This is a genomic window from Gammaproteobacteria bacterium (assembly GCA_009838035.1).
Taxonomy (GTDB): Bacteria; Pseudomonadota; Gammaproteobacteria; order Steroidobacterales; family Foliamicaceae; genus Foliamicus.
This window is the reverse complement of sequence record VXSK01000003.1, coordinates 234,790-248,593: the sequence shown is the minus strand read 5'-3', so window position 1 is coordinate 248,593 and position 13,804 is coordinate 234,790. Positions and strand designations below refer to the sequence as shown.

The 13,804-nt window shown below is 66.4% G+C and carries 15 protein-coding genes and 1 tRNA gene; 8 read left to right on the top strand and 8 right to left on the bottom strand.

Features of this window, described 5'->3' with window-relative positions; translation table 11 throughout:
- Both F4Y72_03780 and F4Y72_03775 read right to left on the bottom strand, forming a co-directional pair.
- On the bottom strand, nt 1-996 hold the full coding sequence (locus tag F4Y72_03780; GenBank protein MXZ27408.1) for a zinc-dependent alcohol dehydrogenase family protein: 996 nt from the start codon (nt 994-996) through the stop codon (nt 1-3).
- On the bottom strand, nt 977-1,867 hold the full coding sequence (locus tag F4Y72_03775) for a hypothetical protein (GenBank protein ID MXZ27407.1): 891 nt from the start codon (nt 1,865-1,867) through the stop codon (nt 977-979). Before F4Y72_03775 ends, F4Y72_03780 begins: the two co-directional genes overlap by 20 nt.
- Nucleotides 1,868-1,993: 126 nt before the next feature.
- Here F4Y72_03775 and F4Y72_03770 point away from each other — a divergent pair, with 126 nt between their 5' ends.
- The 5 genes from F4Y72_03770 (at nt 1,994) to lspA (ending at nt 8,758) form a co-directional block, all read left to right on the top strand.
- Nucleotides 1,994-2,875, top strand: coding sequence for a hypothetical protein (locus F4Y72_03770; GenBank protein ID MXZ27406.1), 882 nt, complete (start codon nt 1,994-1,996; stop codon nt 2,873-2,875).
- A 66-nt stretch (nt 2,876-2,941) separates the two neighbouring features.
- Entirely contained in the window at nt 2,942-4,510 is a 1,569-nt protein-coding gene (murJ, locus tag F4Y72_03765; GenBank protein ID MXZ27405.1) for a murein biosynthesis integral membrane protein MurJ, read from the top strand.
- Between the two features lie 11 nt (nt 4,511-4,521).
- A complete protein-coding gene (locus F4Y72_03760) occupies nt 4,522-5,457 on the top strand; it encodes a bifunctional riboflavin kinase/FAD synthetase (protein MXZ27404.1) in 936 nt (311 codons plus the stop codon).
- A gap of 41 nt (nt 5,458-5,498) precedes the next feature.
- Nucleotides 5,499-8,273: an isoleucine--tRNA ligase gene (gene ileS / locus F4Y72_03755; protein ID MXZ27403.1), complete on the top strand. Its 2,775-nt coding sequence runs from the start codon at nt 5,499-5,501 to the stop codon at nt 8,271-8,273.
- A complete protein-coding gene (gene lspA, locus F4Y72_03750; GenBank protein MXZ27402.1) occupies nt 8,270-8,758 on the top strand; it encodes a signal peptidase II in 489 nt (162 codons plus the stop codon). Before ileS ends, lspA begins: the two co-directional genes overlap by 4 nt.
- On the opposite strand, the gene F4Y72_03745 is transcribed toward lspA, so the two are convergent.
- The 5 genes from F4Y72_03745 to F4Y72_03725 are packed head-to-tail and all read right to left on the bottom strand — an operon-like array spanning nt 8,755 to nt 11,502.
- On the bottom strand, nt 8,755-9,198 hold the full coding sequence (locus F4Y72_03745; GenBank protein MXZ27401.1) for a prepilin-type N-terminal cleavage/methylation domain-containing protein: 444 nt from the start codon (nt 9,196-9,198) through the stop codon (nt 8,755-8,757). The two genes, lspA and F4Y72_03745, sit on opposite strands and share 4 nt — an antisense overlap.
- Complete coding sequence (locus tag F4Y72_03740; protein MXZ27400.1) at nt 9,195-9,728, bottom strand: hypothetical protein; 534 nt, start codon at nt 9,726-9,728, stop codon at nt 9,195-9,197. Before F4Y72_03740 ends, F4Y72_03745 begins: the two co-directional genes overlap by 4 nt.
- Complete coding sequence (locus F4Y72_03735) at nt 9,712-10,731, bottom strand: hypothetical protein (protein ID MXZ27399.1); 1,020 nt, start codon at nt 10,729-10,731, stop codon at nt 9,712-9,714. Before F4Y72_03735 ends, F4Y72_03740 begins: the two co-directional genes overlap by 17 nt.
- Complete coding sequence (locus tag F4Y72_03730; GenBank protein MXZ27398.1) at nt 10,623-11,009, bottom strand: prepilin-type N-terminal cleavage/methylation domain-containing protein; 387 nt, start codon at nt 11,007-11,009, stop codon at nt 10,623-10,625. Before F4Y72_03730 ends, F4Y72_03735 begins: the two co-directional genes overlap by 109 nt.
- On the bottom strand, nt 10,978-11,502 hold the full coding sequence (locus tag F4Y72_03725) for a prepilin-type N-terminal cleavage/methylation domain-containing protein (protein ID MXZ27397.1): 525 nt from the start codon (nt 11,500-11,502) through the stop codon (nt 10,978-10,980). The genes F4Y72_03730 and F4Y72_03725 overlap by 32 nt, the downstream gene beginning before the upstream one ends.
- Before the next feature lie 199 nt (nt 11,503-11,701).
- Here F4Y72_03725 and F4Y72_03720 point away from each other — a divergent pair.
- Together F4Y72_03720 and F4Y72_03715 are read left to right on the top strand one after the other, a co-directional pair.
- A tRNA-Thr gene (locus F4Y72_03720) sits at nt 11,702-11,777 on the top strand.
- 12 nt (nt 11,778-11,789) lie between these two features.
- On the top strand, nt 11,790-12,368 hold the full coding sequence (locus F4Y72_03715; GenBank protein ID MXZ27396.1) for a UbiX family flavin prenyltransferase: 579 nt from the start codon (nt 11,790-11,792) through the stop codon (nt 12,366-12,368).
- On the opposite strand, the gene F4Y72_03710 is transcribed toward F4Y72_03715, so the two are convergent.
- Nucleotides 12,365-12,847, bottom strand: a complete 483-nt coding sequence (locus tag F4Y72_03710) for a nuclear transport factor 2 family protein (GenBank protein ID MXZ27395.1) — start codon at nt 12,845-12,847, stop codon at nt 12,365-12,367. The two genes, F4Y72_03715 and F4Y72_03710, sit on opposite strands and share 4 nt — an antisense overlap.
- A 75-nt stretch (nt 12,848-12,922) precedes the next feature.
- Between F4Y72_03710 and F4Y72_03705 the strand changes: the two genes are divergently transcribed.
- Entirely contained in the window at nt 12,923-13,717 is a 795-nt protein-coding gene (locus F4Y72_03705) for an SDR family oxidoreductase (GenBank protein ID MXZ27394.1), read from the top strand.
- Nucleotides 13,718-13,804: the final 87 nt, after the last annotated feature.

The window sequence follows — 13,804 nt, the reverse complement described above, 5'->3', positions numbered from 1 at the left end:
TCAGGCGTTGGGCAGGACGATGATCTTGCCGTCGCGGGCCGAGCCGGTGCGCGCGGCGTGGGCGAAGGCTTCGCGCCATTCATCCAGCGTGTAGCGGGCGGCAATCTTTGCGCTAAGGCGCCCGTCGGAGGCCATCAGCGCGATCTCGTTCTGTAACTCGTCGATTTCCTCTTCGGTGCGGGTCGCGAAACAGCGCGTCGTCGACATGCCGCACAGGCGGATGTCGTGCAGGAACATCTGCCAGAAATCGATCCGGCAGGGCTCGTCGGTCAGCGTGCCGTAATTCACGATCAGCCCACCGTCGGCCAACCAATCGGCCATGCGCATCACGCCGTCGCCGGCGATGGCGTCGATTCCGAGGCGAATATCGGCCCCGCCGGTCGCTTCGCGTATGCGCCTCGCCAGGTCCGGTCCGTCCAGAACCACGGCGTCGGCGCCCAGGTCCTTCAGTTCCTGAACGACTTCTTTCCGCCGCACGAGATTGACCGTTCGATAGCCCCACCTGGCCGCCAGGACGATCAGATACCGCCCGACGTTGGAATTGGCCGCGTCCTGCAGCACCCATTCGCCCTGCTCGAGGTCCACGAAGTCCTGCAGCAGGGTCCAGGCGGTTGCGCCGTTGATGTTCGAAAGCACGAGCTGTTCCGCATCGCCGGCCGGCGCGCGCCGCATGCCCATGTCGTTCCGGTGGACCCGCACGTACTCGGAAAACGTGCCGCAGCCCAGCGGAAGAAACACGCGGTCGCCGACCTCGTAGCCCGAATCGGCGCCGGTCTCGACAACTTCTCCCACGCCCTCGAAGCCCGGCGTGACGGGCAGCGGACGGCGAAGCGCGTCGATGCCCTGCACCAGCTTGATGTCGGCGATGTGCATCGCGCTGGCTTCCAGTCTGGCGACGACCTCGCCCGGTCCCGGATCGCCGAGTTCAACCTCCTCCAGCCGCACCACGTCGGCCGGTTCGCCGTTTTCGTCGAACCTAAGCCGTCGTGTCCGCATCGGTGCGATATCTGTCCAGCAGTTCCTCGCTGAGGCCGAATTCGCGGGCCAGTCCCTTGAACAGCGCGCCGGTCACGGCTTTCTCGCCCCGGTCGAGCAGGGCGCCTTCGACCTGGCCCCTGACCATCTTCTGCAGGGCCTTGGGTACCCCGTCGAGCATTTCCAGCGCCTGGGCGTCCCACTCCATCGCGTCCGCTTCCGCGGTTTCCTCCGCTTCTTCCGTCTCCACGGGCGGCACGTACACGTCCGGCGGATCGCCCAGTACGTGCATGACCACGTCGCGCGTGGAGGTATGGAAGTAGTCCTTGCGTTTCTCGTCGCCCAGCCCCACCGGCAGGTTCATGGCCGGCAGGCGTTCGGCGCGGGGCAGGGCGGCCAGGCCCTTGTCCATCACGATGGCTTCGATATTGCCGATCACGTGGGCCTGGGTTCGGTCGAGTTCGTAGAACTTGTCGACCGTGCATTCCATGATCTGCGGGCACTCGGCGATGCTCGGCGGTTTCACCTTGCGCGACGGGATCATCGTGTAGCCGGTGTAATCCAGTTCGTTGGCGCCATCGGGATAGAAACGGCCGGTCTCCATCATGTCTTCCAGCGTGTCGTACTTCGGGCAGTTGATGACGAACTCGCCGGTGTCCCTCATGTTGATGAAGGTGTGGGCGGTGTTGCGGCCGCCCAGCAGTATGCGCGGTTTCTTGTGCATCACGTCGTACTGCATGATGTGCGAAAAGGCGCCGGCGTTCACGCGGCCATGCTTGTCCAGCGTGGTGACGATGGTGATGAGCTTGGGGAAGATCCAGTAATCCGAATACCAGAACGGCCGGATCCGCACTTCCTCCTTCTCGGGCAGTGTCTTTGCTTGTGCGTCCATGTCGCGGAAGTATAGCCGCCATCCCTGATCCGGCGGGTAATTTTTCGATCTGCTAGACTCGCGCCGCGTCGCATCGGCCGGCCGGCCGACCGGCGCGACATCGAATCCGACAGGCGGGCATATTCCATGGGTTTGCTGGACCGCGTATTCGGCCCGAAGACGATCGACGAGAAGTTCGTCGATAGCCCCATGCGCGACAACTGGTACCAGGCCAGTTCGTACTGGCCTTCGTCCTTCTCGTTGATCACGACCGTCAGCGAAGATGGTTCGACCAATATCGGCCCGTATCAACTCACTCTTCCGTTCGAGGTCATCAGGGAGCGGTCCTTCCTGGTCTGCAGCCGCAAGGGATCGAACACCGAGACGAACCTGCATCGCAATCCCAGGTGCGCGGTGCACTTCATCGAGTTCAACCGCAAGCAGTTGAAGAAGATCGTCGGTTTGGGCTATCCGGGACAGACCACCGGGGAAAAGATGGCGGACAGCCCGTTTACGCTGATCGAAAGCCCCACGCCCGGACGCGGAACGGCGGACGGCTGCCCGCTGATCATCAAGGAAGCGTTCCAGGTGTACGAAGCGCACTGGGACGAGTCGTTCCGGATCAAGGACGACGGCAGGACGCCCGAATACCTGGTGCTGAAGCTTGAGAACATCCTGCTGAAGGAAACCTGGGCGAAGAACATCGAGGACGGCACCCGGCGCATGCCGAACATGCCGATCACGTTCGGGTTCCGCGACGGCGAGAAGTTCTGGTTCGCCGAAAGAAAGAAGGCCTTTTGGTTTCCGACGCCAACCGACAAGGGCGCCAAGGAGGAATCGGTGCTCTACGAAGCCAACCGCATTGACCCGGAAGTGAGGTTCACGCGCGAAGCCTGCAAGCAACTGACCGGCATACCCAAGCCCTTCATCAAGACGGCGCTGAAGGGAATCATCAAGCAGGCGAAGGAGCGCGGCGTCGCCGAGGTCGACCGCGAATTCGTCGAGATGCTGAACAAGGAGCGCGGCTGAGCGCCCTAACTGCCGGCCAGGGCAGCCCTCACGCGCATAGCGCCCGCCGTTAAACTGCCCGCTGGGATGGACGACATCAAGAAGAAAGGACTCCTTGGGTCCTGGTCGCTGGTGGCGGGGCTGACGACGGTGTCCCGCGTGCTGGGCCTGGCGCGCGAGATCGCGTTTGCGTGGTTTATCGGCGCCGGCGTGGTCATGGACGCGTTCATCGTCGCCTTCCGGATTCCGAGCCTGTTCCGGCATTTCTTCGCCGAGGGGGCGCTGTCGCAGAGCTTCGTGCCGGTGTACTCGGAGCGCATGGAGGCGGGAGACAACAGGGAAGAACTAGCGGACCTGCTGGGCCGGGTCATGGGCACCCTGGGCGCGGTCGTGGCCGTGGTGTCGCCCCTCGGGGTGATATTCGCGCCGCTCTTCGTTTGGTTGTGCGCCCCCGGGTTCGCACTGGAAGGCGGCGAGTCCTACGAACTGGCGGTCACGATGCTGCGCCGCACGTTTGCGTACCTGTTCTTCATCTCGATCACGGCCATGCTGGCCGCGGTACTGAACGCCCACCGCAAGTTTGCCGCGGCGGCCTTCACCCCCGTCCTGATGAACATCTGCCTGATTGCGGCGGCCGCCCTTTACGCAATGCAATCGGAGCCGCAGGGCGCGGTACTCGGCTGGGGCGTGTTCGTCGCGGGACTGGCGCAAATGGTGTTCCTGCTGTTTTTCGCCCGCTCCACCTGCGGCCCGTTCTGGCCGCAATGGGGCTGGCGCGACTCGAAAGTGCGGCGGATCCTTGTCTTGATGGTGCCGGTCATCGTCGGTTCGTCGGCGGCCCAGGTGGGTGTGGTTCTGGACACGATCCTGGCCAGCTTTCTCGTATCCGGGAGCATCAGCTGGCTCAACTTCTCCCAGCGACTGATGGAGTTTCCGCTGGGCGTGTTCGGCGTGGCCCTGGCCACGGTGGCGCTGCCCAGGCTGTCGCGCCTGCACGCCGCCGGAGAGCGGGACGAGTACCTGGCGTCCACGGGCTGGGCGATCCGTTCGGGCCTGGCCATTTCGCTGCCCTGCGCCGCGGGGCTGTTCATCATCGCGGAGCCGATCATGGCGACCCTGTTCCTCGGCGGAAAGTTCAGTCTCCAGGATGTCGAAATGGCGGCCGTGAGCCTCCAGGCCTACGCCCTGGGACTGCCCGGACTGATCGGGATCAAGACGCTGGTGCCTTCGTTCTTCGCCCGCCAGGACATGAAGACGCCGGTCAAAGTGGCGGTGGCGGCGCTGGCCTGCAAGTTCGCGGTGACGCTGCCGTTGCTCTGGTACTGGGTGGCGCAGGATCTGCACGCGCCCCACGCGGTGCTGGCGGGCGGCACGGCGCTTGGCGCGACGATCAATGCGGCGGTCCTGTGGCTGCTGTTCAGGCGCCAGGATCCCGAGGGCAAGCGGGGCGCGATGTTCAAGCCGCTGCTCAGGATCGCGGTCGCGGTGGGCCTGCTGTCGATGCTGCTGATCGAATTCGCGCCGGCGCCGGCGCTCTGGCCGGAGGTTTCGCGAATCGTCCGGGTGCTGTGGATACTGGCATGCGTGGGCGGCGCGGCGGCGGCCTATTTCCTCTGCCTGTTCCTGACCGGCCACCGCTGGCGCGACACCGGATAGACTCGCAAGCGATGCTTCTCCTACGCCGAATTTCCCGCTTGCCGGCCTCCATCGACCGCGGATGCGCCGTTACCATCGGCGGTTTCGACGGCATGCACGTCGGTCACCAGGAGGTCCTGAACCGGGTCCTCACGGCTGCCCGCGAACGCAATCTGGCGTCGGTCGTGTTCAGTTTCGAGCCGTCTCCGAAGGAATTCATGGCCCGGGGAGCGCCGCCGCCCCGACTGATGACGCTGCGCGAAAAATGCGCCGCGCTCAACGCCGCCGGTGTCGACGCCTTCTATTGCCCGCCGTTCAACGACGCGATCCGCACGCTTTCGCCCGAGGATTTCATGCGCAAGCTGCTGGCCGGACTGCTCAAGGCGCGGCACGTGATCCAGGGCCCGGACTTCCGTTTCGGCTACAGGCGCAGCGGCGGCATGGACGAACTCGCGGCGGGGGGAAGGAGTCTCGGCTTCAGCGTGGAGCAGGCCCCGCGCGTGAGCGTCGACGGCGAGCGCGTTTCCAGCACCGGCGTGCGGCGGGCGCTGGCGGCCTCGGACCTGGAGCTGGCCGCGAGGCTCCTGGGCCGCCGCTACGGCATGGGCGGGCGCGTCATTCACGGCTTGAAGATCGGCGCCGCAAAGCTGGGCTATCCTACGGCCAACATTGCCCTGAAAGGCCGCGTCAGTCCCATTGACGGGATCTTCGCCGTGCGCGTCCACGGGGTGGAGGCCGAGCCGCTGGCGGGCGTGGCCAGCATCGGTTACCGGCCCACGGTGGGCGGCACGGAGAAGATCCTGGAGGCGCATATCTTCGATTTCAACGGCGATCTGTACGGGCGATTCCTGGACATCGAGCCGGTTGCGAAGCTGCGCGACGAAGTGCACTTCAGTAACCTCGAGGAACTACGCGTGCAGATGGATCGCGACGCCGTCCAGGCCCGCGAACTCTTGCGCGCGGCTTAGTCCTTGGTCACACTTCCGTCCCAAGCACACTTCGCACCGACATGCCCGATTACCGCGACACCCTGAACCTGCCGCGTACGGCTTTTCCGATGCGCGCCAACCTGGCGCGCCGCGAGCCGGAAATGCTGCGCGAGTGGGAGAGCAGCGGGCGCTACGGGCGCATCCGCGAGCACATGGCCGGGCGCGAGAAGTTCACGCTGCTCGACGGACCGCCCTACGCCAACGGGTCGATCCACATCGGCCACGCCTACAACAAGGTGCTCAAGGACCTCATCGTGAAGTCGAAGATTCTCGACGGCTACGACGCGCCCTACGTTCCGGGGTGGGATTGCCACGGCCTGCCGATCGAAGTGCGCGTCGAGCGCGAGCTGGGGCACGAGGCCGCCGCGCTGGACGGCGCGGCCTTCCGCGAAGCCTGCCGGCGCTATGCGGCCAGCCAGGTCGAAGGCCAGCGCGAGGACTTCCGGCGGCTCGGCGTGCTGGGCGAGTGGGAGCGGCCGTACCTGACCATGGCGGCCCGCTACGAGGCAAACCAGATCCGGGCGTTCGCGGAGATCTTCGCCCGCGGGCACGTCTATCGCGGCCAGAAGCCGGTCCACTGGTGCCTGGACTGCGGGTCGGCCCTGGCGGAAGCGGAAGTCGAATACGAAGACAAGACCTCGATCGCCGTCGACGTGCGCTTCCCGGCCGACGATCCAGCCGATTTCCTGTCCCGCGTCCCGGGCGTGGAAGCAGACGATGCGCCGCTGGGCATCCCGATCTGGACCACCACGCCATGGACCCTGCCGGCCAACCGCGCTGTGGTGCTGAGCGACACGTTCGACTACGTGCTCATGGAAGCCGAGATCGACGGGCGCACCGAGCGCCTGGTGCTGGCGCGCGGTCTCGCCGACGATGCGCTGCAGCGTTACGGCGCGACGGGCGCGCGCGAACTGGCGTCGCTGAAAGGCGCGCAACTCGCCGGCGTAAACCTGCGTCATCCCTTTTACGATCGCCTGGCGCCCGTGCTGATCGCCGATTACGTCACGCTGGAGGCCGGCACCGGCGCCGTGCACACCGCGCCTGCGCACGGGCTGGACGACTTTGCGACCGGCCGCAAGGCGGGATTGCCGGCAGACAATCCGCTGGGTATCGACGGCCACTTCCGGAAGGACACCGGCCTGGTGGGCGGGCTGCACGTCGAGGAGGCCGACAAGCGGATTCCCGACCTGCTGGCGGAGCGCGGCATGCTGCTTTGCCGGGAGAGCTACCGGCACAGCTATCCGCACTGCTGGCGGCACCACCGGCCGCTCCTGTTTACGTCCACGCCGCAGTGGTTCGTGGGGCTGGACCGCGAGGGTCTGCGCGAGCAGGCCGCCGGCGCCATCGGCGCGGTGGACTGGTATCCCGGCTGGGCCGAACAGCGCATCGCGAGAATGGTCGAGACGCGCCCGGACTGGTGCATTTCGCGCAGCCGCGCCTGGGGCGTGCCGCTGCCGCTTTTGGTGGATCGGGAAAGCGGCGAGCCGCACCCGGAGTCGGCGCGGCTGATGGCACAGATCGCCGAACGCATGGACGAGAAGGGCATCGAGGCGTGGTTTGCGCTGGACCCGGCCGAACTGCTTGGAGACGAGGCGCAGCGCTACCGCAAGGTGACGGACGTGATGGACGTGTGGATGGACTCCGGCCTCGTGCATCGCTGCGTGGGCGCCGAGCACCCGGAGATCGACAACCCCGCCGACCTTTACGTGGAAGGCTCGGACCAGCACCGCGGCTGGTTCCAGTCGTCCCTGCTGACCTCGGTGGCCATCGACGGCCGCGCGCCGTACCGCGCGGTGTTGACGCACGGCTTCGCGGTGGACGAGCAGGGGCGCAAGCAGTCGAAGTCGCTCGGCAACGTCGTGGACCCTCGCGACGTGGTCGACAAGCTGGGCGCGGACGTGCTCAGGCTGTGGGTCATGACCACCGACTACCGGCGCGAAATGAGCATTTCTCCGGACATCCTCACGCGCGTATCCGACGCTTATCGCCGTCTGCGAAACACGGCCCGGTTCCTGCTCGGCAACCTCAGCGATTTCGACCCCGAACGGCATGCGGTGGCGCCCGAAGACGCCGTGGACCTGGATCTCTGGGCATTGCGGCGGACCCACGAACTCAACGATGCGGTCTGGAAGCACTACCGCAACTACGAGTTCCACCCGATATTCCAGCAGGTGCACAATTTCTGTGTCGTGGACATGGGCAATTTCTACCTGGACGTGATCAAGGACCGCCTCTACACGATGCCGGCGGACAGCCACGGCAGGCGCTCAGCGCAGACCACGCTGTGGCATGTCGGCGAATGCCTGGCGCGCTGGCTGGCCCCGGTGCTGAGCTTCACGATCGAGGAGTTCTGGAAGGAATTTCCCGGCGACCGTCCGGAATCGGTATTCATGTGCGCGCCGCACGAACTGCCGGACCTGCCCGAATGCCGGGCCGACTGGGACACGCTGCGCGAAGCGCGCACGCAGGTGCTGGGCGTGATGGAGGAATCGCGCAAGGCCGGAGAAGTGGGCTCGTCGCTGGAGGCTGAGCTTGTCGTGCCCGCCGATGAGGCCACGCTGAACGCGTTGAAGCAGCTGGGCGACGAGTTGCGCTTCGTGTTTATTTCCGCGGCGGTTGATCTGGAGCCTGGCGAGACGGGCCAAGCGCCCGTTTGCCGGGCGAGCGCGCACCCGAAATGCGAACGCTGCTGGCACCGTTTGCCGGTGCGCCCGGACGGCGATGAACATGCGGGTTTGTGCGACCGTTGCGTTTTGAACGTCGAAGGCGATGGCGAGGCGCGGGTCTGGGCATGAAGGCGCCGCGTTTCAGTGTGTTGCTTTCGGTGTCCGCCGGCGTGGCGGTCTTGGACCAGATCGTGAAGTGGATTGTCGCCGCGCGCCTGGACGAGTTGCAGCGCATCGTGGTGATGCCGTTCTTCGACCTCGTGCGCTGGCACAACACCGGCGCCGCCTTCGGCCTGTTGTCCGGCGCGTCGGGTTGGCAGAACTGGCTGTTCCTGGTGCTTGGACTGGTGCTGGTGGCGTTCCTGGGATCGATGATGCGCGGCGCCTCAAAGGACGGAGACGCGCTCTGGGGACTGGGGCTGGCGCTGATGACCGGCGGAGCGGTGGGCAATCTGATCGACCGCGTTGCGCGCGGCTACGTCCTGGACTTCATCTCGTTGCACTACGGCGGCTGGCGCTTCCCGGCCTTCAACGTCGCCGACTCGGCGATCACCGTGGGCGTATCCCTGGTGCTCCTATACCTCATCCGACAAACTCGCACCACCTCCAATTAGGGCCAGCAGGCGTCCGTGCTGTCTTCGCCATCGGCGCTTTGGGATGCGCGCCGGCCGGTGGAATCGACGGACATTACGCGACACTGCGTGTCCCCGGCTTGCGGGCCCTCCGGATCAGCGACTGCCTCTACGGCGAAGCCGTCGGACAAATCGCCCTCAGGCGCCCGCAAGCGAAGTTCATAGTAGCCGCGCTCGGTGCCGGCGACGCCCAGTCCCGCGGGCGGAGGCGCCGCCAGTTCGCCCGCGCGTGCATAGCGTCCGTTTTCGAAATAGAAGCGCTCCTGCAGGACCGCCACTCGCACCAGGGCATCGGTGGCGTCCAGCCGCCGCGCGCGCTCAAGCTGTTTGATCCACAGGGGCGTGGCTGCCGCCGCCAGCAAGGCGAGGATGGCCAGCGTCACCAGCAGTTCCGTCAAACTGAACCCCCGGGCGTGTCTCATTTCACGCCCTCGCGCCAATAGCGGCGGACCGGCGGTTCCGCGGCATCCTCCGGGCAGTCTTCTTCGGCACGGCAAACTTCGACATCATCTGGCAGTTCCGCGTCCGGCTCCCCGCGCGCCAGCAGCATGAAGCCCACCACGACCGGCGCCCGCGCCCGCGGCCCGGCAGTCCCCAACGCGCCGATCTCGAAGTGCAGCGCACGTTTCGGCGTCTCCGCTTCTTCAAATCCGGCCGGAGGAGCGGTCGTTTCCACATGGCGCACGGTCCACTCCACGCAGCGGGAAGCGATTCGGCAGTAACGGCCGCTCTGCGGCGCATCCAGCCGGAAACGCTCGGCGGACAGCGCCATTCCGACGCCGGTTTCCGCCAGCCGGACCGCCTCGGCGTATTCCCGTGCATTGCGGACCTGCAGCCACTGCAGCGCAACGTCGCCCTTGCCGGCCACGGCCAGCAGCGACAGCGCCGCAAGCACCATGAGCACGACGGCCAGCACGACCCCGCTCTCGGCCCCTTCAATCTCGACGCGCATTCGCCACCACTTCGCTCGCGCTTACCAGCAGGCGGCGCCTTGCATCGTCGAAACTGCGCGCCGCGCGATCCGCGTAGGTGTAGGTCCTGCCGTCCACATGCCCGGTCTCGGGGCTGTCGTGGCGCAGCAGCAGCCAGAACCGGACTGCCACGACGCGCGCACCGGACGGCGCGGACGCCGAAGGATCGACCACCCGGTCCGCCACCCCGTCGCGGTTGCTATCGAGCGCCAGGCGAACCTGAAAGTCCTCCACGCCCGCCAGGATCTCCTCGTCGCGGAGCAGCCCGCCCCTGACCTGCGTCTTGCGCCGCAGCGACGGCTCCCCCGAGTCGTGACTCGACCGGGCGGAAACATACCAGGCGTGCACGACGAGATCGCGGATCTCGGTTTCGCCCTCCAGGGAAGGCGGCGAACCGGCGGAGAACACGATTCCTTCGCCGCGCGACGAATGAACCTGCAGCCTCCTCGAATCCACGCCGGCAGTGGTCTGGCCCGCCCGGCGAATTTCCAGCACGTCGGTTTCCGGCTGGCGGCGGTTCCGGTACGGGGAGCAGGGCAGGCGCCATGCATCGGGGGCGGCCACGTATTCCTTAAACCGGAAGGCCCAGTCGCTTGCGTCCGTCCCTCCGCAGCGCACCGACGCGCCTGCCGACAGGCGCAGCGCCGCGGCGTCCGAATTGAGTCCCCAGAATCCGGCCGAACGGATGTCGGCGCGCAGCAGATCCAGCGCGAAACGCGCTTTCTCCTCAAGACTGTGCAGATTGTCCGCCGCCCGGGCGGATTGGCGCATGGACTGCGCTGAGCCGAAGACCCCCAGCAGCAACAGGCTTGAGACGGCGAGCGACACGAGCAGTTCGGCCAGGCTGCCACCCCGCTGGCCTTGCCGGCCGGGGTCTAACGGCCGACCCAAAGCACCAGCCGGCCGGCGTCGTCGGCGCCCGCGGGCCAGCGCATTTCGACCCGATATGCCGGCGGCGCGCCGCCCAGCGCCGTCACCTCGCATTGCAGGCCCGGCAGGGCGGACGCCGCCTGCCGTTGCCACGCTCCCAATTCTTCCCCGCCTGCTGCCGACGGGTTGGCGCCGATCCGGGCAACGAGGTCCTGCGCCAGCATTTCGGCGAGAAAGTAACTGTGCGCGGCGCGGCTTTCCTTCAACCGCTCGGTAATCAGCGCACCGGCCCCGAGCAGGCCCAGGCTGAAGATGGCGACCGCGATCAGGCACTCGACCAGACTGAAGCCGCTTGCCGGCTCAGCCGGGCGGGCAGGCAAGAGGGTCGCCATCGCTGGCGGTATCGGCAAGCCGCGGCCTGCCGATATTGTTGATGACGATCGCGCGCGCCGCGCTGCTTCCGCGCCGGTCGCAAACGATCAGCGTGCCGTTGGTGGAGCGCCCGCGGAACGGCCGGAACACGAACCGGGTGCGATTCGAGCGAATGGACAATCCGGCCTGGCCTCGCGATCGGTAGAGGATCGAACCCGGCGGCGGCGCGGGCGCCGTCGAACCCGTTGGGCCGTCGTGGACAATCCAGCCGGCGTCCCAATCCTCCGCGGCCCCGCATCGCCGTCCGTCCGGACTGGGACACACAGTCGTGTCCCGGCCGTTCTCGGCGGCCGTGCGGCGCGCGAAGTGCAGGCTGCGGATCAATCCGTTGATCGTTGTGCTCCGCTGCAGATTGAGCATTCCGGTAGCGATAACGGGCTGGGCCAGGAGGACAGCAATGGAGCTGACAGTCAGAGCGATCAGAAGTTCCAAAAGCGAAAAGCCACGCATCATGCGATCCCTTGCAAGCGCCGATCCCGCGGGCGCAAAAGGGAAAATACGCGCCTCACGCAGGCCGCTGAAGACGCCAATTGCGCGCGTTCGCCGACAAATCCCCAAAACGGGGTTTGCGATACAATCCGGCCTTTCTGGAGCGGCGAAAGGCGCTCGCGCACGGGGAAATGCGCGAAAGCGGCTGGCGCTGGACCACCCGGCCGGAATAGCTCAGCTGGTAGAGCAACGCATTCGTAATGCGTAGGTCGTCAGTTCGAATCTGACTTCCGGCACCACACAAGAATCGCATGCGACTCATTATTGGAATTTCGGGCGCCAGCGGCGTGATCTACGGCATCCGGCTGCTGGAAGCGCTGCGCGAAGCCCCGGAGGTGGAGACTCACCTCATTGTCAGCAATGGGGGCAAGGTCAATATTGCGCTGGAGACCGACTGGAAGGTCCGCGACGTGGAGGCGCTGGCGGACGTCGTGTATTCCGACAGCGACGTGGCGGCCACGATCGCCAGCGGTTCGTTCCGGACCGGCGGGATGATCGTGGCCCCCTGCTCGATGAAGACGCTGGGCGCCATCGTGAATTCCTACGCGGCCAACCTCCTGGTGCGCGCGGCCGACGTCACGCTGAAGGAGGGCCGGAAGCTGGTGCTGGCGCCCCGCGAGACGCCGCTTCACGCCGGCCACCTGCGGCTGATGCATGAAGCGGCGCTGATGGGCGCGGTGGTGGCGCCGCCGGTCCCGGGTTTCTACGCCAAGCCCGCCAGCGTGGAAGACATCGTCAACCACACCGTCGGCAGGCTGATGGACCTGTTCGGCCTGGAAACGGACCTCGTGCGCCGCTGGCCGGGCGGGAAGGAAGCCGCGAAGAACTAGGTGGTAGGCGGGCGCCTCGCGCAGGTGGTCCAGTGACGGATGCGCCAGTCGCCGTCCATTTTCTCGGCCACCAGCGTGCCCATGCCTTGCTTGGTGCGCCGCTGCCCGTCCCGTTCGGCGGATGCCGTGAATACGAACACGCCGTAGGAAAGGTCGCCGTTGCCGAACGCGTGCACCAGTTCCGCCTTGTATTCCATGTCCTTCAGCACTCCCAGTTCAAGGCTCAAGTGGTTCTTGTCATAGTCCGCCCAGCCGTAGTTGGGATAGCTGGATTCGACGCTCAGAAACGCCTCGTCCGTGCGCATGCAGGCCTCGACTTCGGAAAGCTCCGCGGCCTCGACGCCCTTCGCGTAACGGTCCAGCAATTCCTGCAGTTCGCGTTCCACTCCGCTCAGGGATTCCGCGGGGCCGAGCACGGGCATGTCGGACAAGGGGCGCGTCACCCATGCCGGCATTTGTCTTCCACCTGGTGCGGCCATGACGATGTCTCCTGTTGTTCGTGAACCGGTATCAACTTTACCGCAGACTCGGCGTACCGGCTAGAATTGCGCGCCATGAACGAGCGGAAGACGGCCATCGTAACGGGATCGGCCACGGGTGTCGGCGCGGCCGCGGCGGAGTTGCTGTCGGAACGCGGCTGCAACGTCGTCGTGAACTACACGCGCAGCGAGAAAGAGGCGCACGAGACCGCCGCGCGCTGCGAGGCTGCAGGCGCCGAAACGCGGGTCGTGCAGGCCGACGTTTCCGAGGACGACGACTGCCTGAAGCTGGCGGCGGCGGCCATGGATGCCTGGGGGCGGATCGACTACCTGGTCAACAACGCCGGGCGGACCAAGTTCAACCCGTTCGCCAATCTTCACGGCATCGACAAGCAGGACTTCCTCGACATCTACGCGGTCAACGTCGTGGGCACCTACCAGATGATCCGCGCCGTGGAGCCGCACATGCGGGCGCTGGGCAGCGGCGCCGTGGTCAACAACTCTTCGATCGGAGGCGTGACGGGCATTGCGTCCTCGATCCCCTACGCCGCGTCCAAGGCCGCCCTTAACCTGATGACCAAGTCGCTGGCGCACGTGCTGGGGCCCGAAATCCGCATCAACAGCGTCGCGCCCGGCATGATCCAGACGCGTTGGCTGCAGGGCGGCATGGGCGACGAGGCCTACCAGGCGATGCTCGACATGGCCAGTCAGGCGCTTCCGCTGAAGCAGGTCGCCGAGCCGCGCCACGTCGCCGAGGTCCTTGTCTGGTTCCTGGAAGGCGCCCCGCTGGTTACCGGCGAGACACTGATTGCCGACAGCGGCGTGCATATAGGCCAGTTGCCGCCCCTGGCCAGCGGCGACTCCGACTAGCAGGCAAGACAACCTCAACGCGGTGGCTGAAGGCGCGGATTCAAGCGCAAGTCTGGCGCAACTCAAGGCGCGGCTGAAGCTGCCGGC

Bases quoted from the DNA above. Each gene is read 5' to 3' on its own strand.
- F4Y72_03780 (MXZ27408.1), bottom strand. From the start codon at position 996: ATGCGGACACGACGGCTTAGGTTCGACGAAAACGGCGAACCGGCCGAC.
- F4Y72_03775 (MXZ27407.1), bottom strand. From the start codon at position 1,867: ATGGACGCACAAGCAAAGACACTGCCCGAGAAGGAGGAAGTGCGGATC.
- F4Y72_03770 (MXZ27406.1), top strand. From the start codon at position 1,994: ATGGGTTTGCTGGACCGCGTATTCGGCCCGAAGACGATCGACGAGAAG.
- murJ (MXZ27405.1), top strand. From the start codon at position 2,942: ATGGACGACATCAAGAAGAAAGGACTCCTTGGGTCCTGGTCGCTGGTG.
- F4Y72_03760 (MXZ27404.1), top strand. From the start codon at position 4,522: ATGCTTCTCCTACGCCGAATTTCCCGCTTGCCGGCCTCCATCGACCGC.
- ileS (MXZ27403.1), top strand. From the start codon at position 5,499: ATGCCCGATTACCGCGACACCCTGAACCTGCCGCGTACGGCTTTTCCG.
- lspA (MXZ27402.1), top strand. From the start codon at position 8,270: ATGAAGGCGCCGCGTTTCAGTGTGTTGCTTTCGGTGTCCGCCGGCGTG.
- F4Y72_03745 (MXZ27401.1), bottom strand. From the start codon at position 9,198: ATGAGACACGCCCGGGGGTTCAGTTTGACGGAACTGCTGGTGACGCTG.
- F4Y72_03740 (MXZ27400.1), bottom strand. From the start codon at position 9,728: ATGCGCGTCGAGATTGAAGGGGCCGAGAGCGGGGTCGTGCTGGCCGTC.
- F4Y72_03735 (MXZ27399.1), bottom strand. From the start codon at position 10,731: ATGCGAGGTGACGGCGCTGGGCGGCGCGCCGCCGGCATATCGGGTCGA.
- F4Y72_03730 (MXZ27398.1), bottom strand. From the start codon at position 11,009: ATGGCGACCCTCTTGCCTGCCCGCCCGGCTGAGCCGGCAAGCGGCTTC.
- F4Y72_03725 (MXZ27397.1), bottom strand. From the start codon at position 11,502: ATGATGCGTGGCTTTTCGCTTTTGGAACTTCTGATCGCTCTGACTGTC.
- F4Y72_03715 (MXZ27396.1), top strand. From the start codon at position 11,790: ATGCGACTCATTATTGGAATTTCGGGCGCCAGCGGCGTGATCTACGGC.
- F4Y72_03710 (MXZ27395.1), bottom strand. From the start codon at position 12,847: ATGGCCGCACCAGGTGGAAGACAAATGCCGGCATGGGTGACGCGCCCC.
- F4Y72_03705 (MXZ27394.1), top strand. From the start codon at position 12,923: ATGAACGAGCGGAAGACGGCCATCGTAACGGGATCGGCCACGGGTGTC.